The sequence below is a fragment of the Paraglaciecola algarum genome (genome assembly GCF_021532655.1).
GTDB lineage: Bacteria > Pseudomonadota > Gammaproteobacteria > Enterobacterales > Alteromonadaceae > Paraglaciecola > Paraglaciecola algarum.
The window spans coordinates 230,302-255,791 of the sequence record NZ_JAKGAS010000008.1 but is presented as its reverse complement, the minus strand read 5'-3'; the positions used below and the strand labels follow the sequence as shown (position 1 = coordinate 255,791).

Genomic DNA, 25,490 nt, shown 5'->3' with positions numbered 1-25,490 from the left:
GTTATTTTTCTATCGGTAGACCTGATTTTTGCCAACCTAACATATCGCCTTGTAAGTGAACTAAATTGGTATAACCTTTGTCTTGCAATACTTTTGCAGCTTTACCCGCGCGATAGCCAGAACGACAATACAGCACTAGCGTTTTGTTTTTATCTGGCTGAACTGATTCGAAGTTGTCTTGTAACATCTGCAACGGAATATTAATTGCGGCTGGCACATGTCCTTCTTGGTACTCTTTTTCAGTACGCACATCTATTATCACATGAGTTTTTTTATCCATTTCAACTAATGTTTGTTGAGTGATATCTTCAATATGAGCAGCGTAAGCTGAAAGGCTTATCAAGCCAATTAACCCACCGATTATTTTCTTAAACATAATTTCCCCTACAAAATTAAACTGTTAATTTAAAACTTTAACTATTGAGCCGCAGCATAAAGTAATGCGTATATTAAAAAACTAACCGCTAGCCATAAATATATAGCCAAGTTAACTAAGTTTTGTACACGTTTTATGTCAACTAATATTACTTGTTTGTGGCCACCACATTTAATGGTTCTAATTTTATGTTGTTGATAAATTGCAGGACCAGCGAGTTCAATATTTAAGCAAGCTCCGCCAACATTTAATATATAGCCACGAATATCTAGCAGCGTTTTTACTTTACTTAATGCGAACAGCCCACGGAATGTAAGTGAGGCTAGGGCTAAACTAAATCCACTCAATAAGGTCGGTAACCACTGCAAGCAAGTCACTAAAAACTTGACACTTAAGCCAAAATTACTGAAACGTGTCAGCTTGATATTCCAAGACTGAGAAGATTCATATAAAAGGCGGTAGAGGATTGCGCCGACCCCACCGGTAAGCATAAACCAAAACATGACGCCGCAATATTGATAATTAAATCGCAATATTAATGTCTCACAGGCTGCCTTAGCTAAGCCAAGCACAGACATCTGGTTTGTTTCTCTTAATACAATTGGCTGTAAAGTATGCCTAGCTAAGATCTTTTTATCTAAGGCAATTTGTTTGGATAATCTGTGGCACACAAGCTGGGTGTTTTTGTACCGCAAAGCGATAAGCAATAACAGGGCTTCAAAAAAGACCGGATAAACAGACATGTATAAAAACACAGCAATACTGACACAAACAGGAACTAATAAAACTATAAACGCAAGGCTACCGGATAGTTTTTGCTGTTTTGCGCCAAACTCTTTGGTGGGCAAAACCTTATCCGCCATGCGAATTGTAAAAAGTTTCCAAAGACTTAGCGGATGATATTTATCCGGCCACGGCATATGTCTTTCAATTAAAACCGTAAAAAGTGATAGCCAAAAGGTGATTAACTCTTGGCTAAATATTGTGGCTAACACTTTATCCATTAAGCTAGAAAAAAAACTTAAACATTAGAGGTTTCAGCTAATTCAACAATGGTTTGCATCACTAATTGTGCCGAGTTTTTAGCGGCTTGTTCTAAATAGGTTTGAAATGAAACAGTAGAGGTTTTTCCAGCAATGTCAGATAAAGAACGGATCACTAAAAATGGGGTTTCTAACAAAAAGCAGGTTTGGGCAATGGCTACACCTTCCATTTCTACTGCACATACAGATGGAAAGTTTTTGCGTATTACTTCAGCCGCTTCGTCACTACCTACAAATGAATCGCCCGTGCAAATTAAGCCTTGCTCCACCTGAATCTCTGGCAATTGGTTTATTGCTTTAGTAGCACAATTGATCAAGGTTTGGTCTGCAGAAAAGCCCGCAGGCATACCGGCATTTTGTCCCAATTCATAACCAAAGTGGGTCAGGTCTGCATCGTGATGTCTTAAACTTGTGCCTATAACTATGTCACCAATGTTCAAATGGGCTAAGAAACCGCCTGCTGAACCAGTATTAATTACATAGTCCGGATTAAAATGATTGATCACCGCAACTGTTGAAACGGCCGCCGCAACTTTGCCAATACCACACTTTACTAGCGACACTTGAACATTACCAATTAGGCCAACATATGCAGTTAGATGATTATAGTTGTGTTCTTGACAGTTTTGCAAAGAGTCGCGGATTAGGGTTATTTCTTCATCCATAGCACCGAGAATAGCTACTTTCATAAATTTATACTTTTGTAAGTTAAGTCTTAGGCCAAGTCTATTATGTCTGAAGCCTTTATAAAATAGTTTGCCGGTATCTAATCTCATATGTTTACGAATGTTTATGAAATAAATGTAAATAAAATGTTAATTTTTCTCGTAATTTGACCAATTAGGGCTTACCTTAATATAGGTAAATTAATTTGGACTTATATGATGAAAAATTTACATATTGTTTATAAGCTTCTGATTTTTATTATTAATATAATTTTTTTTAGTGCCTGCCAATCTACTATAAAACAAGCTGGCAGCAATTCTACTCCTCTACTTTATGATGAGGGGTTTGTGTCTGAGAAATTACATTATGTTGAATCAGAACAAGATATTTTCTATTTGGATAAAGTTGCTAAAGCCTTTGTGCGTAAAACTCTCTCTCCTAAAAAAAGACCTAGTGCCCAAATGGAAGAGCTCGTTTATGCGGTATTTGACCGTTCTAAAATGAATTTATTATATCAAGGGGGGGCTAATACGTCGGCAAACGAAACATTTCATACTAGAGCGGCTAATTGTTTATCTATGTCTATTATGATGTATGCACTCGCTAAAGAAGCAGGATTTGATGTTAACTTCCAAGAGATCATTATCCCTGAATATTGGACGCGACGTAATGGCTATTCTTTATTAAATGGTCATATTAATTTGCGTATTAAACCCAAAGTAGGCCAATCACTCTCTTCTTTTACCTCTGCGGGTTATCAAGTGGATTTTGATCCTCAAGTGCCTCGTAATTCACTGCCAAAAAAGATTGTGTCAAAACAAGATGTAGTGGCAATGTTTTACAATAATAAAGGCGCTGATGCTTTAATGAAAAGTAATTTTATAGATGCGTATAGCTATTTTAGAGCGGCTATTTTAAAGAAAAAAAACTTTGAATCCGCTTGGATAAATTTAGGCATTCTGTATCGCCATATGGGGTATTTCCCTCAAGCTGAGCAGGCTTATCAATATGCAATACAATTGAATGCAGAGGCATTAACTGCATGGGAAAATTTAGCTTACCTATATAGTGTTACTGACCGAGAAGTACAAGCTCAAGAAATATTTAGCAAAGTGAATAGAAAGCGTAGAAACAATCCTTATTATCATTTAAACCTTGGCGAAGAGCAGATAGAGCGAAAAAATTGGGATGAAGCGTTAGCTCACTTTAAGAGAGCTTTATCTTTAGATAGGCATAAACATGAAACTTACTATGGCTTAGCTCGTGTGTATCTTGAAATTGGTGAGTTACAACAAAGTGAACGTTATTTAAAGCAAGCTAGAAATACCGCGAGCAGTAAACATTGGGAGGAAACTTATCAAAATAAATTAAGTCTTTTGAGTGAGTTATAATTTACGAATTTATTAATCGTGCCCCATAAATCTATGGGGCATAAATACTTATCTAAAATGATATCAGCCCTGTTAAACCCCTAATTCATCCAAACGTTCTTTTAAATAACTTTTTGCTGTATGTCGTTCAGACAGCACCACTTCTGGATTAGGGTGTAAAAATAACGGTAGTGAAATTCTAGATTTAGTTTGATCACTGCCTTCAGGATTAATCACTCTATGAGTGGTTGAAGGAAAGTATCCGCCAGAGGCTTCTTGTAACATATCTCCAATATTGACAATTAAATTACCAAAGTCACAAGGTACATCAATCCAACTATCAGCCACTCCTTTTACCTGCAAGCCAGGCTCATTAGCTGCCGGTAAAATAGTTAATAAGTTAATGTCTTCATGTGCCGCCGCTCGAATGGCATCGGGCTCCTCTGACCCATCTAACGGAGGGTAATGTAAAATTCGTAGTAAAGTCTGCTCACTATTGGTGACCATACTCGACAACTGCTGTGAATATTTTGCCGATACTTCTGCAGGTGAATGTTTCTCTACCCAAGTTAATAACTCAGAGGCTAATGCATTAGTATCGCGATAGTAGTCTGATATTTCTTGTTTCAAAGACTCAGGACAACGGCCCCAAGGGTAATAATGGTAGTACTCTTTGATATCTTTCTTTTTAAAACCTTTAGCAGTTTCAGATACTGAAGTTGAAAAAAAACCATCGTGATTTTCTTTGCTATAAGCAAAGTTTTCTTTGTCTGAACTATTAAAAAATGCCTGCCAGTTTTGATAAATACTGCGCACTCTTTGTTGGTCAATGGGATGATTTTTTAACACCCCAAAACCTGTGGTACGTAAAGACTCAACAAATAGTTTGTCTGCGTTGGGCGCTTGGTAATCGACTGCAATTAATTCCATAAGTAACCTTTTATTTGGCTTTTAGAGGCTAAGGTAAAACCCGGCTAAAGCCGCGCTCATCAAGTTGGCTAAAGTAGCCGCTAAAACTGTTTTGAGCCCAAGTTGGGCAATTTCTTTACGTCTATTGGGCGCTAAGGCCCCAATACCACCCATTAAAATAGCAATAGATGAAAAGTTGGCAAAGCCACATAAAGAAAAAATAATAATAGCTTGGCTATGAGGTGAAATATCCGCTTGGTGTTGTAAAAAATCTAAATAAGCAACAAACTCGTTCACCACCATTTTTTGGCCAATGAAACTACCGGCAATATTGGCTTCAGACCAAGGTACGCCCAAGGTCCAAGCAATGGGTTGGAAAACGTAACCTAGAATGACTTCGAAACTTAAATTTTCAGTACCAAATAATCCACCGGCCCAGCCAATTAGACCGTTTAATAAAGCAATTAAACCAATAAAAGCAAGCAACATGGCACCTACATTAACGGCTAATTTTAAGCCTGAAGCTGCGCCACTAGCGGCGGCATCAAATATGTTGGCATATTGATTTTCTTTGATGGCTTCATCAGATAGTTCATTTTTGTACTCTTCGGTTTCTGGAATAATCATCTTAGCCATTAATAGCCCGCCTGGAGCGGCCATAAAACTAGCGGCTAACAGATATTTTATTTCAACGCCCATACCCGCATATCCAGCCATCACTGAGCCGGCAATAGAAGCTAACCCCCCTACCATAACGGCAAATAATTCAGAGCGAGTTAGGTTTGGAATAAAAGGTTTAATCACCAAAGGGGCTTCAGTTTGACCAACAAATATATTAGCCGCAGCAGACATGGATTCTGGACGACTGGTTTTTAACACTTTTTGTAAAAAACCACCTATCACTCGAATAACCACATCCATGATTTTTAAGTGATATAAAACAGTAATCAAAGAGGAGAAGAAAATAATTACAGGCAACACATTGAAGGCAAAAATAAAACCAATAGACTTATTACCCAAATCACCAAAAATGAAATTAATCCCATCTTGGCTGTAGCCAATAATATTTTCTACGTAGCCAGTTAGGGCTAATAAAAATTGAATACCCGGAGGGAAATATAACACTAATGCGCCGATTGACGCTTGCACTGCAAAAGCACCACCAACGGTTCGCCAGTTTATTGCTTTGCGGTGTGCAGATGCTGCATAGGCAATGACTAACATCAATACAACACCAATCAAACTAACCATATAGTTTCCTTTTTATTATCATTATTAATACTAATTATTATTGTGCTTAGATTTATATCAAACTTTGCTGAATATGTGACTTAATGACATCCAAAGCAATTTTATTTTCACCACCTTGAGTCACAATTACGTCGGCGGTAAATCGGCTGGGTGCTATAAATTGATGATACATAGGTTTAACTGTTGATTCATATTGATTTGCCACTGACTCTAAAGTACGGCCTCTTTCGGCAATGTCGCGTTTCATTCTGCGTAACAAACATATGTCTAGCGGTGTATCGACAAATATTTTGATATCAAACATATGTTGTAAGGCTTCATTGGCGAGCAACATTATGCCTTCAATAATTATCACTGGCGCTGAAATTAGTGTTTCAGTTTGCGCTAAACGAGTATGGGTCTTGTAGCAATAATGAGGGTACTCAATTGATTGCCAGTTTTTTAAGGCTTGTAAGTGTTCCACTAGTAAAGTGTGTTCGAATGCTTTTGGGTGGTCGTAATTAGTTTTTTCACGCTCAGGCAAAGGCATGTGATCTTGCGCACGATAATAATGATCTTCGCGGAGGATCTGTACAGTTTTGCCTTCTTCTGAAAACTCTTTTAGTAAGTTTTCGGTAAAAAGTGATTTACCAGAACCTGATGCTCCCGATATGGCAATTATGAGTGGAGTAGACATACCATTCCGATTGATAACTAAATAATGAATAAGAAGATACCAGTGTACGACATAAATGTCAGTGCTGCATATAGTTTTATGCCAGACTATTTGGTCAGCTTTGTAACTAGATTGTTAATAAATGTTGCTATCTTGCGGGTTAACAACGGAGAAATGCGACAGTTTGATGAAATTTGTCAAACACTCTTGTGACTGTAATAAAAGTGTCATAATCTATCTGTTACACTCAGGCCGTTTTAAATTTAGAAGTCGTATTATAACGACCGTCGCTCATGTCCTCCGTTGGGTAGGTATATATGCTCATGGAATGTTAAAGAACACACTAAAAATAGGAATGAATATATGTTAAAAAATAATAAGCTGAATCGCATAGCGATGGCTGTCGCTCTGTCAGTAGGACTGTCGTCTGCTGCAATGGCGCAAGAAACATCTTCAAGTATTACCGGTACTATAACAGGTCCACAAGGTAATCCAGCCGCAGGAACTAAGGTTACAATTACTCACGTTCCTTCTGGTTCGACTAAGACAACAACTGTAAATGGAGCGGGGCAATTTTCAGCCAAAGGGCTTCGTGTAGGGGGGCCTTACTCTATTTCTTTCGATTCAAATCAATTTGCAGATAAAGTTGTAGATGATGTGTTTTTACAGTTGGGAGAAGTTCCTTCGTTAAATCTTACCCTCTCAAATGACGACGTTGAAAGAATCTCTGTCGTAGGTTCTGCAATGGGGTCGGTTGAATTCGGAACAACTAGTCCGGGTTCAACGTTTGATATTACTGATTTACAACAAGCGGCAACAGCTGATCGTGATATTAAAGATTTAGTCAGAATCGACCCGCGTATAAGTATTGCAGAAGCAAATGGTGATGAAGCGATCATCTGCGGTGGTAATAACCCAAGATTCAGTTCATTAACCGTTGACGGTGTTCGAATGAACGACAGTTTTGGTCTTAATTTTAATGGCTACCCAACTATAAGAATGCCATTTTCTTTTGACGCTATTGATCAAGTTGCCGTTGAAATAGCCCCTTTTGATGTTCAATACGGTGGTTTCACTGGTTGTAATATCAATGCAGTAACTAAGTCTGGTACAAATGAAGTTCATGGTGGTGTCTTCTTTGATTATACTAGTGATGCTCTGCAAGGTGATGAAATTGCCGGCGAAAAAGTTGATCTTGGTGACTTCGACGTTAAGCGTTATGGCTTTAATATTGGTGCTCCATTAATTAAAGATAAGTTATTTGTTTTTGCAGCTTACGAAAAATTGGAAGGAGCTCAAATCTTCACCTATGAGGCTCTAAATAATGGCGCTGTAAGCATGGACGAAGTTAACCGTGCAATCCAAATAGCAAATGATGTATACGGATATGATGCCGGAGGCTTGCCTACTTCAGCCCCAGTTGAAGACGAAAAGTTATTGGTGAAACTTGATTGGAATATCAATGATTCGCATCGTGCTGCTTTAGTATATAATTACAACGATGGATTTTTAATTGATCAATCAGATGAGTCTAGTTCGCGCGTAACATTGTCTAATCATTTCTATAAGAAAGGCGCTACGTTAGATGCAGTTGTTGCTTCTTTGTATTCAGACTGGACAGATGATTTCTCGACAGAAGTAAGAATCGGCCACACTAAACTAGATAACTTACAGCAGTCTGTTGATGAAGCTAGCGGTTTTGCTGAAGTACAAATTGGTTCGTTAGACGGTTTCGGAACTATTTATCTTGGTCCAGACGACTCTCGTCAGTCTAATGATTTAGATTGGGATAGCACTACTTTAAAAGTAGCTGGTACTTATTATTTAGACGACCATACCATTACTGGTGGTTATGAATACGAAAGTCTTAGTGTTTTCAACCTATTCATGCAACATACCATAGGTGAATATCGTTTTGGTGGAGATAGAACCAGAAACAGTAGTGACGGAACTTCTGGCTTAGATGATTTCGAATCAGGTATTGTAGATGATATTTATTACAATAACTCTGCCGGTACAAATAACCCAGATGATGCTGCCGCTTCTTTTTCATACGCAACCCACGCTTTGTATGTTCAAGATGAATGGTCATTGGATGATTTAACATTACAATTTGGTTTACGTTATGATTGGATTACAAGCAGTGACAAGCCTAACTACAATCAAGAATTTGAAGATAGATATGGCTACTCTAACCAAAACACCTTTGATGGAGAGGGAGTTTTACAGCCGCGCGTTGGGTTCAACTATGCAATGAGTGATTCTTTTGAATTACGTGGTGGAGTTGGCTTGTACCAAGGTGGTAATCCAAATGTTTGGTTGTCTAATTCGTTTTCAAATGATGGTATAACTAACATCGATACACTTCGCCGTGATGTGCAAATCTTGGCTGCAGATGGAACGCCGCTTCCAGGTCTTATTTCTGGTGATGGCCGAGCCATATACAATCCACTAAATGAGCAAGTGCAAGAAGTTGCTGATAATAACCCTGCATTTGGTGCAGAACCAAGTACAAATGCAATTGCTGATGACTTTAAGCTGCCTACAGAATGGAAATATAACTTAGGCTTAACTTACGCAACTGATGATGACTATATTTTCCAAGCTGATTTCCTTTATACAAAGAAACAGGATTCAGCCACCATCATTGATGGTTCTATAGAACAAGATGGGACTCTGGTAGATGGTCGTCCAGTATATGAAAAATTAACTGTTACTGACGGCGATGGAAATACTACTCGTCGAAATTTCTTGAAGAACGATTTTATCTTAACTAACGCCCCAGAAGATGGTGATTCAACTACTATCTCTTTTGCGATGAACAAAGAATATGATAATGGGCTAGATGTATTTGTAGGTTATGCTTTTAACGAATCTACCGAATATAATCCAATGACAAGCGCGGTATCATTTTCTAACTACAGTAATGTATCTGTATCTGATCCATTAAATCCTGGTATTGCAACTTCAAACTACGAAGTTCCTCATAACTTTACTTTTAACTTACGTTATTCAGCAGAATTTATGAGCGGTTATGACACAACATTCTCTTTATTTGGGAGTCGCAAGAAAGGTCGCCCCTACTCATTAACATACCAAAACTTGAGAATTAACGAAGATACTAATGCATTTAGACAGTTAGTTTATATTCCAACTGTAGAAGAGTATGGTTCGGCTGTTAAATTTGCATCTGATGCTGTCCAGGCTGACTTTGACCAGTTCGTAGCAGACTTTGGTTTAGAAGGTGAAAGAGGGTCAATTCTTAGCCGTAATTCACTAGAGTCAGACTGGAGTACTCGGGTTGACTTTAGAATTGACCAAGAAATTCCTGGTTTTATTAAAGGTCACAGTGGTAATGTGTTCTTAGTGGTTAAGAACTTAGGTAATTTACTAAATGATGATTGGGGTGTAACCAATCAAGGTCCATTCAATTCAGCTGCTGTAATTGATGCGGATATTGAAGATGATGGTACCTACACCTATAACGAAATTGATACTAGTGCAGCTAGTCAATCTCCGTTCCAAACTCAGTCACTATGGCAAGTTAGGTTAGGCGTTAAATACAGATTCTAAACGTTATTTTGTTTAGATTATAAAATCAAAAGCCGGTCTTATGATCGGCTTTTTTGTTTTTGTTAATAACGGGTTTTAGAATGATATTTAGATTTTTATTATTGTGGGTAATCACTATGTCTCAACTGGTTCAAGCAGAACAAGTCCGTGTGGCGACGTTTAATGTCAGTATGGATGCCACAAACTATGTTGAAAAAGGGCAAAGTATTATCGGCAATGAATTGTTTGAAAGGTTGGCTACCGGTGAACACCCTCAAATCAAAAATATTGCTGAGATCATTCAGCATGTGCGCCCAGACATTATTTTGTTAAATGAGTTTGATTACACAAATAACGATGCAAAAGGTGTACTGGCGTTTAAACAAAACTATTTAGACAAGTCGCAAAATGGTAACCAGCCAATCGATTACCCATATTATTACACGGCACCTGTCAATACTGGGGTCGATAGTGGCCATGATTTAGACAAAGATGGAGTTGCGTCGGGTGTTAAAGGTGATGCCTTTGGTTTTGGTTTCTATCCAGGCCATTATGGCATGGTCTTGTTGAGTCGTTATCCTATCGACAAATCAGCTATACGCACTTTCCAGAGGTTTAAATGGAAAGATATGCCTAACAACCAATTGACTAGTATTGTTGATGAAAACGGCCAAGCTTGGTATTCGCAATTGGCTCAGCAAGATTTACGTTTATCCTCTAAGTCTCATTGGGATATTCCAGTTACTGTACATGGTAAAACAGTACACATTCTAGCAAGTCACCCAACTCCGCCTGTGTTTGACGGGCCAGAAGATCGTAATGGCAAACGTAACCATGATGAAATACGTTTTTGGGTGGACTATATTAGCGCTGGCAAGCAAGCAGGTTATATTTATGACGACCAAGGTCATGCTGGTGGATTATCGCGCAAACGTTTTGTTGTGATGGGGGATTTAAACTCCTCGATGACTGAGGGCGACTCGCACAAACAAGCCATAGTAGACTTGTTAACTCACACTAAAATTCATGGGGACATTATCCCTAAAAGTGTTGGTGGTAATCAACATACACCTGATAATGTTTTAGGCGCCACACATACTGCAGCTTGGAGAATGAGAGCAGATTACGTTCTACCGTCAAAATCAGGATTAACCATTAAACATGCAGAAGTGTTTTGGCCAACTAAAGACCAACCTTTATATCGTTTAATTAAAGACCGAAACAGTTCCTCTGATCACAGATTGGTGTGGTTAGATATTATTTTAGAAAATAGAAAATAGAAAATAGAAAATAGAAAATAGAAAATAGAAAATAGAAAATAGAAAATAGAAAATAGAAAATAGTTGGCTTAGCTAGGGCTACTCAGGCTTAATTTTACTAGCCACTAGCCACTAGCCACTAGCCACTAGCCACTAGCCACTAGCCACTAGCCACTAGCCACTAGCCACATTTTCAAATAAGGCTTCTACTTTGTCTCGGGTTTCAGCAATTTTGTTAACATCAGCAGGAGCAATAAAAATGGTGTCGTCACCGGCTATGGTGCCTAATACGCCATCTTTTTCACCTAAGGAATCAAGTAATCTAGCGATGAGTTGTGCCGCACCTGGGCTGGTACGAATGATCACCATAACATTGTTGTGAACTACATCTAAAACAAGCTGTTTAAGTGGGCTTTTTGCCGTAGGCATGCCTAACTCAGGTGGTAGGCAATAAACCATATCACCGCGCGCATTACGGGTTCTGACTGCGCCAAACTTACTGAGCATTCGAGATACTTTTGATTGACTTATGTTGTCAAAACTTTGTAGTTTTAGTGCATCAACAATATCGCCTTGAGAGCCAAAACTTTCTGTTTTCAAAATATCTTTAAACGCTTTGATTAACGCTTCTTGCTTGATAGTTGCCATATATCCCTCGTATTGATGAGGCGCTATTCTGCCCCATTGTTTGAGTTTAAGCAATTTGACAACATCTTGACTGCGCAAATAACAGGGTGTTGACTTGCCGTAGTAAGCCATTAAATCTACTATTTTGATTAAAAAGCGCTTAGATAGAACGAAAATTATACAGAAAAGGTCAGCTCGCTCTAGTATAATGCCGCGCATTCTCATAGGCGTAAAACGTTTTTGGGTCTGAACACACAAAAAGAATAAGGGTATAGAAACTTAAATTACGCCCTACACATAGCATTCACAGGAGATAATTATGAAAGTAGCAGTACTAGGTGCCGCCGGTGGTATCGGCCAAGCGTTATCACTATTGTTAAAAACTCAACTTCCAGCAGGTTGTGAGCTGTCTTTATATGACGTAGCTCCAGTCGTTCCTGGCGTAGCCGTTGATTTAAGCCATATCCCTACCGATGTTAAAGTGCAAGGTTTCGGCAAAGATGACTTAGCTGACGCATTAACAGGTTGCGACATTGTTTTGATCCCAGCTGGTGTTCCTCGTAAACCAGGTATGGATCGTTCAGATTTATTTAATATCAATGCAGGTATTGTTAAAAATCTAGTTGATGCAATCGCTGACAACTGCCCAGAAGCATGTACTTGTATTATTACTAACCCAGTTAACACCACTGTGGCGATTGCTGCTGAAGCGTTAAAAGCTAAAGGTGTTTACAACAAAAACAAATTATTCGGTGTAACGACTCTTGATGTTATCCGTGCAGAAACTTTTGTGGGTAACCTGAAAGGTCTTAACCCAGAAAACGTACACGTGCCAGTAATTGGTGGCCACTCTGGAACGACTATTCTTCCTCTACTTTCTCAAGTTGAAGGTGTTGACTTTACCGACGAAGAAGTAGCAAGTCTTACTACTCGTATTCAAAATGCAGGTACTGAAGTTGTTGAAGCTAAAGCGGGTGGCGGATCAGCTACTTTATCTATGGGGCAAGCAGCGGCTAGATTCTGCTTATCTTTAGTAGATGCTATGCGCGGTGAAAACGTTGTGGAATACACTTACGTTGAAACTAACAGCGACGACGCTGAGTTTTTCTCTCACCCTGTACGTTTAGGTAAAAATGGCGTAGAAGAGATTCTTTCTTATGGCGAGTTAAGTGCTTTCGAAGAAGATGCTAAAAACGCTATGTTAGAAGGTCTACGTGGTGACATTAAATTAGGCCAAGACTTCGTCAACGCTTAATTTAACTAACTCCTCCCCAAAGTTTTTGTGGGAAGCTTAGAGATTAAAAACCAGCATTCGTGCTGGTTTTTGTTTTTTATGGTATTTGGATTAAGAATTCAACCAAATTAAAGCTTGGTTTTCAGTACTAAATAGTTGAATTCTATGGCCTAATTGCGCAGAGGTATCAATAGCTGTTTGATGTATCAATTGTTCTGGGGTTGCAATAATAGCAACTTTTGCTTTCTTTAGCTCCTCTCTAGAGGCTACATAAGTTCCAACTATTTTTTGCTCATTCTCTGTCATTAATTTGGTTATTAATCTAACGTCAATTAGAATCTTAGTTTTAGCAATTGTCGCATTGCAAAAGTCCAAACAGATTTTGTGGATGACACTTATCCGGTCATCTAAAGTTGCATCTCCACTAAACTCAACCCTAACCAAGTCGGAACTTTCAATGAACTCTATTTTGTAAGCCATATTTTATTGAGATACCTATTTTTCAAATCAAACTACTATTTATAGATAGTTTAAGCCAAAGAGGTCACATTTTTCATATAAAAAATTTACAACTTCTTCCAATAAGACAATTTACCCGGATTCCAAGTGCCTATCACAATATCGCCATTCGACATAAATATGGCATCGTGAGGGTGTTTGTGGCCTTTTTCGCCTAATACTTGATTGATTTCTATTACGTCTATCAATTTATTATGTTTGTCTAAGTAGGCAACTGAGCCATTTAAATTAGGTACTAATAACTGATCTTGCCACGTGTCGGTATTGCACACTCGACTAATGCCTTCGCCCTCGATGACTTTAATAAAATTTCCTTGTGTATCAAAAGCTACGATACGGCTGTTTTCACGATCAGCGACTAACACCTGATTGTTTCTGGCGTCGTAAGTCACACCATGTGGGGTCTTAAAGTGTTTGCCTGATTGTGTTCCATCCCACAACTTCTTGGCATATTCACCCGTTATCTTATCTCGCTCGGTGATAGTGCTGCTGCCGTATCCATCTGCGATATACACTTGTTTGGAATTTGGGTTTGTGGCGGTATCGGTTGGACGGTATTTGGGTTTCTCGACTTGATAAGGGGCTGTATCGGGCGCTTCTTCAGACTGCCATACTAGATTGCCTTGCATATCTATTTTACGTACTGTTAGCCAATTATTACTGAGATATAAATATTTTTTGCCATTTTCATACACCAGATCTAAACCATGAGGTGCGCCCCAAGCAAATTTAGAGTCTCCTATGTATCGAACAAACTTACCATTCTTATCAAATTTAATGATCGCGTGGGTTTTATCGGTAATGTCATTAGATTCATAAGCTAGGTAAATATTGTCTTCATTGTCACGAGTTAAGCCATGAGCATGTTTAATGTCGACTTCTTTGGGTAACTGCAATAACTCAGCTTGGTACTCATACCCACCTGATATGATCGTTTTCCCTTCAATCACTGGAGAAGGTTTAGCTAGTTTGTGCACCTTATGCTCATGGGCAAAACTAAACTGAGATACAGAAAAGCTGCATAGTGCTGATAACGCTAGGGTGGTGATGGGTCTTTTTATTTTTAGCATGGATCTCAAAGCCTTATATTCTAGATGTAATGTTATTCAGCGTATTCTGATTTTTTTTCTGGCGCTTCTTTTGTTTTTATTTCTGGTAAGTTGAGCACAGCTTGTTCAACTAATGAGTGATAAATTTTCGCTTGTTTTAGCGATGATTGGATAATTTGTAAGCCATCCAGCGTTATCTCAGTTTGGCCTACATACAGTTTCTTTAAACTGATGATTTTTGCTAAGTCAGGACTGTTTTTATCATTAATCCCAGTGTTGAATAAATTAAGAACTTGAAGCTTTTTTAACTGGTTTAATGGGGCTAAATCGGTACTTTCAAGATTGGCGTTATCTAGTAGCAATGACCGTAATTGCGGTAACTTAGCAATTTGTTGCCAACTTTGTTGGTTAATTGTCATGCCACCAAAATCAGCGTAGGAAATAAACTCAGCTAAAGGTGACAAGGCCTGCCAAGCGTTTTCATCCATAGAGGTATGGAAGTTAAACGCAGTTATTTGTAAACCGTCTTTAGGATCTTGAGATACAGGTACAATATCAATTCCAAACTCAGTCTGAAGTTGTTGAATATATTGTTTCAACAGAGTCGGTTCAATACTAGTAAACACTTTAGTAGGGTACAAACGTTCGGCAGACTCGTTAATTTTGTTGTCTAACGCAGCGATAACTTCGGGGGGTAAAGAGTCAGGTTCAAGTTGATTGATGCTTGTGGTGGTAGGTGCGCCAGCCTCAATCCACCAACGCATTAGAGCAGTTTGTTCTTCAGTTAAAGGTGTTCTTCCCTCTGGTGGCATAGCTTTATCATTATTCCGAGGCAAAGTGACTCGATGGAATACTTCACTAGCCTTTAAGTCGCCGGCAACAATCCCTGCTTTTTTGCTTTTACCGCCTTTGAATAAATCTTCTAATGTGTCTAGTTTAAATTGACCTTTTACTTTACCTGAGTTGTGACAACTCATACATTGAGCAGCCAGCATAGGTTCGATAAAACCTTGGTAAATTGGTGTGTCATAACTTAACAGTTCTGGAGCTTCTTCTAGCCCTAAGGTCACTTTTAAATCAGCGGGTAATTTTTCGGTTAGGTATCCTTCACCTTGCACTAAAGAGCCACCTAAATGTCCACCCCAAGTCACGGCAAGCAGAGCTGTAAATAAGCTGATGAAATAGGCTTTTTGGAATAGATTTTTAGCTAATACATGAAAACTTTCATTAAACAAGCAAGCCAGAATAGTAAAAATTGCAGTGGTGATGCCCAGCCACATATGAGTGGTCACTATGTCACCAGAGTAACCGTCTGAACTAGCTAAAGTTAAACCAATGATTACGGCTAAAATAGCAGAAAAAGAAGCAAAGAATAAAATGAAACGAATGGCTTTTTTAAGCTCTGGTAAGGCACATTGTCGAGCGATAAACTCTATAAAAGGAATAATCATCAACCAACCAATTGGCAGGTGTAATACCACAATATGAAAACGGCCGAAAAATATTGCCCAGTCATTACCTGCTTCACCATCGAGGCTAACGAATGAGGGTAATAATAATAAAAAGCTGAACAATCCAAGACCAATCATCCAAGCGTACTTTAGTTGTTTGGACATCTTTTTTTGTAATTGTTTTGGTAATGATGACTGCGCTGGCTGCATAAAATTCTCTTAATCTATATTCTTATTATTAGTGACTTTTACAAGGGTAGTGTGTGCTTGCTAACTAACTAATTATACCTTTGATTAGGTGTGATTCTTCCACGCCTGTTAAGGTTTGATCTAAACCTTGGTGTTTAACCGACAAACGTTTGTGGTCTACACCCAATTGATGCAACACAGTTCGATTTAGGTCTCGAATATGCACAGGATCTTTAACTATGTTATAGCCGAAATCGTCAGATTCCCCGTAGGTGATACCTGCCTTAAACCCACCACCCGCGACCCAAGTGGTAAAGCTGCGAGGATGATGGTCTCGACCATAATTTTCTTTGGTTAACTTGCCTTGACAATAAATAGTACGGCCAAATTCTCCACCCCAAGTGACGATTGTATCTTCTAATAAACCACGAGACTTTAAGTCGGTGACTAAGGCATAACAGGCTTGGTCAACGTCGCGACATTGGTTGGGTAAATCGCCCGATATATTTTGGTGTTGATCCCAACCTCTGTGGAATATTTGGGTGAAACGTACGCCACGTTCAGCTAGTCGTCTTGCCATCAAACAGTTGTAAGCAAAGGTCCCTGGTTTATGCACATCTGGGCCGTATAAATCTAAAGTTGCTTTGCTTTCTTTTTTTAAGTCAGTCAACTCTGGCACTGAGCTTTGCATGCGGTTGGCTAACTCATATTGAGCAATACGCGAGGTAATACTCGGATCTGCCATCTTCTCAAAGTGTTGTTGATTTAAGTTTCTAAGGCCATCTAACATAGTGCGGCGGACATCTGAGTTAACGCCTTTGGCGTTGGTTAAATACAAAATTGGGTCGCCGGTTGATTGAAACGATACACCTTGATGACTGGCAGGTAAGAAGCCACTGCCCCATAAACGGTTGTATAAAGCCTGAGCAGTTTTTCGGCCTGTCCAACTAGAATGTAATACTACGAAATTAGGTAAGTTTGCGTTTTCGCTACCTAAGCCATAACTTAACCATGAACCCATACTCGGGTGCCCTGGTTGTTGTGAGCCAGTTTGAATGTAAGTAATGGCAGGGTCATGGTTAATGGCTTCTGTGTGCATGGACTTAATAAAGGTTAACTCGTCTACCATTTTAGATGTGTAGGGTAGTAATTCACTCACCCAAGCACCACTGTCACCGTGTTGTTTAAAATCATATTTAGAAGGGGCGATGGGGAAACTATCTTGTCCCGATGTCATGCCTGTTAAACGTTGGCCATTGCGAATTTCTTCTGGTAAATCTTTACCAAACATATCTTTCATTTTGGGTTTGTAATCAAACATGTCATGTTGCGACGGGCCGCCAGCCATGAATAAGTTGATTACCCGTTTGGCTTTGGGTCTAAAGTGAGGTGAACCCAAACTACCTTGGCCTAACTGATATTTTGCGTTTTCAAGGGCGTGAGCACTTTGACCTAGCAATGATCCTAAAGCTGTACCGCCAACACCCAGTGCTGCGTTCTTTAAAAAGCCACGGCGGCTGAGAGTGTTATATTTTTTAGCAAAATCTGTGTCGTTACTGTTATTCATCTTTTTCTCCAATCGGCCCATTTATGCGCTCGATAACTAGCTAAACCTACTGTTTGGTTATTGATTTGTGGTCGAGTTAGTTTCTGGTAATAAATTCGTCTAAGTTAAATACTTGGTTAGCTAACATAGTCCATGTGGCTAACTCTATTGGGTCTAGCGACGGATCGACTTTAGATTCTCCTACACTGATTAAGTCTTGGGCTGAACCTTCATTGCTCAAATAAAGCTTGTGTAGATTGTCATAGGACTGGCGTAAGCTGGTTAACATAGGCTCATCTGGCGACCTGCCTAAAGCCTGTTGGATTAAGAAGCTAAACTTGTCTTCTTTATTCTCAATTAACACTCTTTCAGCCATTTTTTTCGCAGCTTCAACAAATTGAGGATCGTTCATTAGCAATAATGCTTGAAGAGGCGTATTGGTTTGCTCTCGCTGAACTACACAGCTTTCTCTGTCTGGTGCATCAAAAAGAGACATGCTTGGAGGAGCTGCCGTACGTTTTCTAAAGGTGTACAAACTCTTTCGGTATAATTTATCTCCGTGATCTTGTTTAAAGTGTGCGGTATTACTGTCTACATATGCTACCGCTTTCCATAAACCTGCTGGTTGATAAGGTTTTACCGGTGGGCCACCCACTTGGTCATTTAACAGTCCGCTAACTACTAAAGCTTGATCCCTAATCACTTCAGCATCGAGGCGAGGACGAGAAGATCGTGCATACAAAGTATTGTGGGAGTCTTTGGCTAACAACTCAGGTGTGAACACTGAAGTTTGTTGATAGGTGGCAGACATCACCATTTGTTTGATGGCACGTTTCACATCCCAACCGTTTTGTTTGAAGTCGTTAGCTAACCAATCTAATAACTCTGGATGAGTTGGCGGAGTACCTTGGCTACCAAAATCTCCCGCGGTTTCTACTAAGCCTCGACCAAATATATATTGCCAAAAGCGATTAATCGTCACCCGTGCGGTCAATGGATGGTCGTCTCGAACTAACCATTTAGCTAAATCTAAACGATTGAGCCCTTCAGTTTTTTCCATAGCCGGTAACATGGCTAAAGTGCCTGAAAATACTTTTTCACCTTCGTCATCATATTGCCCTCGGTTTAGAATATGGGCAAAAGGTTTGCTATCAGCCTTTTCTTCAAGAATAAGGGTGATAGGCGTACGTTGTTGAATAGCCGTTATCTGTGGTAGTTGGGCGCGGCGCAGTGCATAGTATTCTAGCCCTTTTTTAGAAAACTGACTGGTGTAGTAATTACTTAACAAAGTCTGCTGTTCTTTAGATCGTTTACTTACTGTAAGTGCTTGTTGGATATCAGGTAATTTGGCAATTAGCATATTTTCTTCTGGGGTTAATACATTCTTGTATACCCTGATATCTTGTATGGCTACATAAGGTGTTTTGGTATTTTTTTCAATTATTTCAGGGGCAGTTCGATCTTCCTTGTGGTCATAAGGATTTTGAACAAAACCAATAGATAAAGGTGTTTCGATTTTAGCTTCTGGCACTATAGCTAATTCTTCCGGCGACAAGCTTTTTGTTTGAGCTCTACCGCGATCTTCACCATTTACATAAAATCTAAAGGCATTTTGGCTGGCACTGCCATCATATTGAATAGTGATGTGTTGCCATTTTTCAGGCTCCATTACATTGCCTAAATTGCCATAGATAAAAGCTGTTTTGCCATAATTTAAGGTCAATCTTAAAGATTTATTATTTAATACTTCAACAAACCAACCTGCGGTTTCGCTTTGCCTATCCCACCATCCTTTTTCAGGATCTACGTTCATTCGACTTATTATGGGTTGAGCTTTGATTTCTTCTTTTGGTGGCTTTATCCAAAAACTAACACTGAAACTATCTCCATAGTCATATTGAGCAGCGTCACCTAGCTCTATTAATGTTGATTTGTTAATGGCTAAGGCTTTGCCTTGCTTGCCATCCACCCATTGGTATTTTCCAGTGATTTTGGCAGTAGACTGTTTTTGATTTAACTGGGTTGTGACTATATTTCCTTTACCTTCATTGGCAGGTAAGTGGAAGGCAAGTTCACTTTCTGCCAGAGGAAGGGATGGGTCCTGGTGATTATTAATCCATTTTTTAATCTCTGATGAGCTACTTTCACTAAGCTGTTTTATTTTGGCTTTTAGTGACTCATTGCTGTTTTTTAAATGCTTCATTAGCGCCGAGTCTTTATCATTAAAAACGTGCATAGAGGGCGGATAGTCAGCCGCATTCCCATCCATAGCTTTTTCTGTGGTGTTTCTAAAGAAGGCGGTTAATTGATAAAATTCTTTTTGAGAAATAGGATCAAATTTATGATCATGACAACCGGCACAGCCTGTAGTTAACCCCATCCAAACTGTAGATAGGGTTTCGGTTCTATCTTTAGCATAAATAGCCGCATATTCAGCGTCTATCGCCCCTCCTTCACTGGTACTAGGGTTTGACCTTACAAACCCTGTGGCAATTAATTGATCTTGAGTGGGGTCCGGTAATAGATCCCCTGCAAGCTGTTCGATGGTAAATTGGTCAAAAGGCTGGTTTTGATTAAAAGCATTTACTACCCAATCTCGATATGGCCATATGCTTCGTAAGTTATCTAAATGTAAGCCGTGAGTATCAGCATATCGAGCCGCGTCTAACCAATAATGGGCTTGGTGCTCACCAAAAGCTGTAGTGGCCATTAAGGTGTCGACTGCTTTTTCATATGCATCCGCTGATGGATCATTGGTAAATTGTTCGATTAACTCTTGAGTGGGGGGTAAACCAGTTAAATCTAAAGCCAATCTGCGAATTAAAGTATGTTTATCAGCCTTGGCCGAAGGAGAGAAATTTTCTTGTTCTAAACGAGCCAGTATAAAGTTGTCGATAGGGTTTTGAGCCCACTCTTTCTGTTTTACCTTAGGTACAGTGGTAGCTACTATCGGTTCAAAAGACCAATGGTTTTGATACGGTGCGCCTTCTTTTATCCATTGGTAAATAGTGGCAATTTCCTGTTCGCTGAGATCTTTGTGCATATGGGCGGGTGGCATACGTTCTTCTGGATCACTATGAGTGATTCGTTTGTATACTGCACTGTCTTCTGGGTTACCCGGGATAATGGCAGCATATCCACCTAAATCTGTGACTAATCCTTCTGCCGTATCTAAACGTAAACCTGCTTTGCGGTCGGCTTTATCTGGGCCATGGCAGTGAAAACATTTATCCGACAAGATTGGGCGGATGTCGTTGTTAAATTTAAGTTCGGCAAAAGCGTTAAAAGAAAGTAGGGAAACAAATAAGCTAAATAAGGCACTTTTTTTAGTTTGAGTAACTGCATAAGTCACTGAACTAAAAAAATACTCCTTGGTTAATGATATATGCTGCAAAATAGCTCTCCAGGTCTTACTTAGATAAATTTTATTCTGTATCCAATGTTATTTACCGCATCAAGGCAGTTAATATCGTTGTGTGAACATAATGTTAATAACAGCGTAAAAGATTTATGACACGGAGTCAAAATATGCAAAGTGAAGTTTATATATAAATTTTAATTGAAATCAATAAGTTATACTTTCTGGCCTAGTTTTTAATACAAAGCTGATACAAATTGACAACATAAAAGGACAAATTATCAGTTTTTACTGGCCTTTCTCATTAAACTTTTTTGATTGAGCTTTTTCATCGGAAGGGTTTTTGCCAAACAGATTTTTATAGGCTCTATTGAAAGAGCTGGGATCGCTGTAGCCTGTCTGCCTGATAATTTCTGAGACTGTATAACCATCTAACAGCAGTTTTTTTGCAGTATTGAGTCGATAAATTTTGATGTGTTCGGCTGGGGTAATATTGGTCAAAGCTTTAAATTTTCGATAAAAAGCACTACGGCTCATATGTACCAATTGCGCTAATTGTTCTGCATTAAAATCAGTATTCTTAAAGTTGAGTTTTAACTGCTGATGTACCAGTGTTAAGAAAGTCTGTTCTTGTGGTGTAATCGCAATGTTTATCTTTAGAAGTTCATCATGGGATTGTTTGCTAATTTGTGCAGCTGAGATAGTTTCATCAGCAGGCTCATTATCCAAGTCTGAGTTAGGGAATGATATCTGTTGTTTAGTTTGTAAGGCTTGCTGAACAAAAATAGCGTGATGGGCTCTATGATCCATTAAGCTATAAATACGACTTTTCAACAGTTGAATAGAAACGGGTTTTAATAAATAGTCTACCGCACCAAAAGTTAAACCTTTTAATTGGTGCGCTTCGGATGTCATTGCGGTATGCAGTAATAAGGGAATATGACTAGTCGCAATGTTATTTTTAAGTGCTTGGCATAACTCCAAACCATCCATTTCTGGCATTTTGTAGTCTGAGATAATGATATCTGGAATGTTATTTATGGCGTATGTAAGTGCTTGCTTACCATTGTGTTCTACATGACATTGAAAGTCTGCTGATAACTCTTGTAGTAAATACTGAGTAAGCTCAATATTATCATCCACTAATAAAACATGAACCTTTTGTTTGCTAGGCTCTGTTGTTAATGAGTGACTCGCAATCGGAATATTTATTGAATTTGAACTAGTTGAGTCATTGGGCTTGTGAGTGACGTTTGTACTAGCCGATTTGATTTCTGTTAAGTGGTTAAAGGTAAGGGTAAAACGAGAACCATGCTGGGAATCTTTAATTGGACTTTCTACTTTTATATTCCCATGATTTAACGCCACTAAATCATTAACTAATGATAAGCCAATACCAAAACTATTATGGTTGTCAAATCTATGCTTTTTTTGTGAATAAAATGGAGTGAAAATATGTGCTTGTTCATTTAGGGGAATACCAATGCCATTGTCTTCCACTGATATTTTAATTCCACTTGAATGTTTGTTCACTATAACGATTACCGAAGCATGTTTATCGGAATACTTGAGAGCATTTGTGATTAAGTTTTCAATAATCTTACGCATTACGTCATAATCAAAAAGGCAATGATAATGATTTAGTGGGCTTAAAAAATTAATGCTTTGCTGCTTTTTGTCGGCGATGAAATGTAAATCAGCGATTAAAATTTTAAGCATTTGAATTAAATCATTTGGCTTGTTCTCTAATTTGATATTTCCAGCTTGTAAACGGCGGTAATCCAATAATTGATTGATTAATTCCTTTAATCGGTTGGCATTACGCAAGGCAAGTTGTAGCCCATAGTTTTTTTGTTTGGGGTGTTGTTGAAAATATTCTTCAATGGGAGAAATGATTAAAGCCAAAGGATTGCGTAATTCGTGAGAAATATGGGTTAAAAACTCCATACGCGCTTGGTTTATCTGACTTTTTTGTTTCAAACGCTGGGCGATTAATACTAATAATGTCGTTAGCATTAAGACAAAAATGACCGTTATAACAATATAAAACCAGGTTTGTTGCCAGAATGGAGCACTGATAGTAAAAGACAAACTTGCGGGGCTTTTGGAAGTGTTACCATCCGCATCACGGGATCGTACTTCAATGGTGTAAGTCTTAGGTGATAAATTAGTAAACGCATGACTGGTGTCAGAGGAAAAAATGGACCATTCTCCGTCATTTACCCGATAAGAATATTTTAAGTTGGCTGAAGATGTTTCAAACCATTGGTCAAATCCGCGCCAGGATACCAATACTGAATTTTGATATTCTATTAAAGGGTTAGCTAGCTCTATTTCAACCGATGGCGCCATTTTTGTTGCCTGATAGCGTATCGTTTTAAATATATCTTGTTGTTGATGATATTCGAAACTGTTGTATGAATAGGGACGTTGATATCTAAATGTCCACTCTCGAGAAGCTTGGTTTACCCAGATGGTACTATCGCTGCCTTCAACTAAATTACTGCCTTCCCGTATAGCTTTAACTCCATATATATCGAGTGGTTGCCAAACCGCTCCATCAAACCTATCTACACCATTGTGGGTTAATGCCACTATGTCATCGTTACTTAGTCGGGCTATGCTAGCGGCGTTTTTACCACTTAAGCCTTCGTTAAGGGCATATTGTCGCCATTGCCCATTGTTAAAAGCTAAGACGCCGTAATGCCATGTAGCAACCCAAAGGTTATCGCGAGAATCTGCAGCGAGTCCTTCAATCCAAGCTGCTACAAAATTGTTAGGCAAAGTGACTGCTGTCGAATTTGTGGTCTTTGCCGTTTTATTTAGAGAGAGAATTTGTAGGTTTGAGTTACTAAAGGCTAGTTGGTTATCAGGTAATTCGGCTATTGTGGCCACACGATTGTAATAATAATCCAGCGGGATATTGCTAATTTTGTAACCATCCTTCTTTTTTTGTAGCTTAACTATGACTCCTTGTGTTTTTGGTAACTCATCATTTCTCCCTAGGTAGATGTCACCATTTTGTAATTCAATGGCAGACAACAAGCCAATGTTTTGATGTAACTGTGGTAGCAATATTTTTTGCCAATTAAGCGCTTTATCTGGACTTTGTAGTACGTTCTCAGCAGTTAACACTGAAATTGCGGCAGTTTTATTGTCTGACCCATAAACAATGATGTCATTTTGTTGGGTGCACAATAAATTTAAAGGAGTGGATATTAACTGCTTAGTTTTTTCATGCTTAAGCCAACTATCGGTCAATTGATTATGTTGAATAATGTAGCCAGCCTTGTTAATAAAAAATTCACTATTTTGACTTTCACAACCAAACATCAAGTCATTGAAGGTCATTTGCCTTGGTGAAACAGGATTAAAACGACGAACCGCTTTGCCGAGTTCAAGTAACCATATATCGCCATTCGAAGCTTGTTTAAGTGATAAAATATCTCGCGTAATATTCAAAGTGTTTAGTGGAACTGAATACCATTTTTCAGGTGTTTTGAGGTGCAAGTGACTAGATGAAAAAAGTAAAATGTTGTTATCAGTGTCTGATATGACAGCCTGATTGCTAAATCCGTTAGTAGTCGGATAACGAATCTGTTTCCAGGTGTGACTGCTTGTTTGATTTTTATTTATATTTTGGATGTTTAAGGCGAGGGGCGGTTGTTTTGGATCTTGACTAATTATCCATAATTCAGAATGAGTTAGTTGTACGATTTTGCTCTGCTGAGTATTTTCCATCAACCTAGGCCAATGATTTAATTCAATAAACTTCCCTTTATTGTAAGCGAATCGTTTTACTGATTTCGATTGACGGAACAACACCCAAAAGTAGCCTTGTTGGTCAATGATAAAATGTTCTATATGCCCATTGTCTAGATGGATATATTCAAATTCATCTTGGTTTATTCTAAGCAGATCTTCGCTGGATTTTTGCCAAAAGTTGTCTTTCCCAAAAGTAATACGTTTTTGTACCCAGAAGCCAGAAGGTATGGGGGACACTGGCGGTCCATATGCTTGCCATTTTGTTTTATTAAAATGAAACATTTGGGAACGAGACATGGCAAACAACTCTCCGTCATCTCGAACAGCTAATGAGTATGTATATGAGCCTAAGTTCTCTTCGATATTGTTAGGCGTATATTTTGTAAGAGTTTCACCATCGTACTTGAGAATGGCATTTGCCCCTCCCATCCACAGATGACTATTTTTGTCTGTGGTTATGTCAAAAAGACTATCGTTGGGTAGTCCTTCTACTTCAGGCCAAGCGTACGGCTCTATAGCATATGGTGTAATGTCGGGCTGGTATGGTGTGACCGCATTGGCCGGTTGTAACAAAGACAAAACGATTAAACAGATTACAAATATACAGATTAAGACACTAAAGCGTGGGTTTGAGTACAAATATCCACTAGTCATTTTAAGGATTTATGTCG

Annotated in this window: 17 protein-coding genes; 4 read left to right on the top strand and 13 right to left on the bottom strand. The window is 38.8% G+C overall.

What is annotated here, in order from left to right:
• Position 1 precedes the first annotated feature (1 nt).
• Genes L0668_RS15470 through mtnN form a run of 3 tightly spaced genes read right to left on the bottom strand, consistent with a single transcriptional unit; the run spans position 2 to position 2,108 of the window.
• Positions 2 to 376 (bottom strand): rhodanese-like domain-containing protein, encoded by a 375-nt coding sequence (locus L0668_RS15470; protein ID WP_235313616.1) that lies wholly within the window; start codon positions 374 to 376, stop codon positions 2 to 4.
• Between the two features lie 41 nt (positions 377 to 417).
• Entirely contained in the window at positions 418 to 1,380 is a 963-nt protein-coding gene (locus tag L0668_RS15465) for a cobalamin biosynthesis protein CobD/CbiB (protein WP_235313615.1), read from the bottom strand.
• 17 nt (positions 1,381 to 1,397) lie between these two features.
• The gene (mtnN, locus tag L0668_RS15460; protein ID WP_235313614.1) at positions 1,398 to 2,108 is read right to left on the bottom strand and encodes a 5'-methylthioadenosine/S-adenosylhomocysteine nucleosidase; all 711 of its coding nucleotides are present in this window, start codon (positions 2,106 to 2,108) and stop codon (positions 1,398 to 1,400) included.
• 324 nt (positions 2,109 to 2,432) lie between these two features.
• Between mtnN and L0668_RS15455 the strand changes: the two genes are divergently transcribed.
• Entirely contained in the window at positions 2,433 to 3,476 is a 1,044-nt protein-coding gene (locus tag L0668_RS15455) for a tetratricopeptide repeat protein (RefSeq protein WP_235313613.1), read from the top strand.
• 72 nt (positions 3,477 to 3,548) lie between these two features.
• Here the strand turns inward: L0668_RS15455 and L0668_RS15450 are convergent, their stop codons facing one another.
• Genes L0668_RS15450 through udk form a run of 3 tightly spaced genes read right to left on the bottom strand, consistent with a single transcriptional unit; the run spans position 3,549 to position 6,291 of the window.
• Positions 3,549 to 4,385 carry a 2OG-Fe(II) oxygenase family protein gene (locus L0668_RS15450; protein ID WP_235313612.1) on the bottom strand — a complete coding sequence of 279 codons (837 nt, stop codon included), beginning with the start codon at positions 4,383 to 4,385 and terminating at the stop codon, positions 3,549 to 3,551.
• A 21-nt stretch (positions 4,386 to 4,406) separates the two neighbouring features.
• Positions 4,407 to 5,615, bottom strand: coding sequence for a NupC/NupG family nucleoside CNT transporter (locus L0668_RS15445; protein ID WP_235313611.1), 1,209 nt, complete (start codon positions 5,613 to 5,615; stop codon positions 4,407 to 4,409).
• A 52-nt stretch (positions 5,616 to 5,667) separates the two neighbouring features.
• Positions 5,668 to 6,291, bottom strand: a complete 624-nt coding sequence (gene udk / locus L0668_RS15440) for a uridine kinase (protein ID WP_235313610.1) — start codon at positions 6,289 to 6,291, stop codon at positions 5,668 to 5,670.
• 342 nt (positions 6,292 to 6,633) lie between these two features.
• Between udk and L0668_RS15435 the strand changes: the two genes are divergently transcribed.
• The gene (locus tag L0668_RS15435) at positions 6,634 to 9,843 is read left to right on the top strand and encodes a TonB-dependent receptor (protein ID WP_235313609.1); all 3,210 of its coding nucleotides are present in this window, start codon (positions 6,634 to 6,636) and stop codon (positions 9,841 to 9,843) included.
• Between the two features lie 116 nt (positions 9,844 to 9,959).
• A complete protein-coding gene (locus L0668_RS15430; protein ID WP_235313608.1) occupies positions 9,960 to 11,102 on the top strand; it encodes an endonuclease/exonuclease/phosphatase family protein in 1,143 nt (380 codons plus the stop codon).
• 153 nt (positions 11,103 to 11,255) lie between these two features.
• Here the strand turns inward: L0668_RS15430 and argR are convergent, their stop codons facing one another.
• Positions 11,256 to 11,729, bottom strand: a complete 474-nt coding sequence (gene argR / locus L0668_RS15425; protein WP_235313655.1) for a transcriptional regulator ArgR — start codon at positions 11,727 to 11,729, stop codon at positions 11,256 to 11,258.
• A 298-nt stretch (positions 11,730 to 12,027) separates the two neighbouring features.
• Here argR and mdh point away from each other — a divergent pair, with 298 nt between their 5' ends.
• On the top strand, positions 12,028 to 12,963 hold the full coding sequence (gene mdh, locus L0668_RS15420) for a malate dehydrogenase (RefSeq protein WP_235313607.1): 936 nt from the start codon (positions 12,028 to 12,030) through the stop codon (positions 12,961 to 12,963).
• Between the two features lie 90 nt (positions 12,964 to 13,053).
• Here mdh and L0668_RS15415 read toward each other — a convergent pair whose 3' ends face one another.
• The 6 genes from L0668_RS15415 to L0668_RS15390 form a co-directional block, all read right to left on the bottom strand.
• On the bottom strand, positions 13,054 to 13,422 hold the full coding sequence (locus tag L0668_RS15415; protein WP_235313606.1) for a hypothetical protein: 369 nt from the start codon (positions 13,420 to 13,422) through the stop codon (positions 13,054 to 13,056).
• 86 nt (positions 13,423 to 13,508) lie between these two features.
• Positions 13,509 to 14,531 carry an NHL repeat-containing protein gene (locus L0668_RS15410; protein ID WP_235313605.1) on the bottom strand — a complete coding sequence of 341 codons (1,023 nt, stop codon included), beginning with the start codon at positions 14,529 to 14,531 and terminating at the stop codon, positions 13,509 to 13,511.
• 32 nt (positions 14,532 to 14,563) lie between these two features.
• Positions 14,564 to 16,171 carry a c-type cytochrome domain-containing protein gene (locus L0668_RS15405; protein ID WP_235313604.1) on the bottom strand — a complete coding sequence of 536 codons (1,608 nt, stop codon included), beginning with the start codon at positions 16,169 to 16,171 and terminating at the stop codon, positions 14,564 to 14,566.
• Between the two features lie 64 nt (positions 16,172 to 16,235).
• A complete protein-coding gene (locus L0668_RS15400; protein ID WP_235313603.1) occupies positions 16,236 to 17,717 on the bottom strand; it encodes a DUF1501 domain-containing protein in 1,482 nt (493 codons plus the stop codon).
• A gap of 76 nt (positions 17,718 to 17,793) precedes the next feature.
• Complete coding sequence (locus L0668_RS15395; RefSeq protein WP_235313602.1) at positions 17,794 to 21,090, bottom strand: DUF1553 domain-containing protein; 3,297 nt, start codon at positions 21,088 to 21,090, stop codon at positions 17,794 to 17,796.
• A 252-nt stretch (positions 21,091 to 21,342) separates the two neighbouring features.
• Entirely contained in the window at positions 21,343 to 25,398 is a 4,056-nt protein-coding gene (locus L0668_RS15390; RefSeq protein ID WP_235313601.1) for a hybrid sensor histidine kinase/response regulator transcription factor, read from the bottom strand.
• Positions 25,399 to 25,490 lie beyond the last annotated feature (92 nt).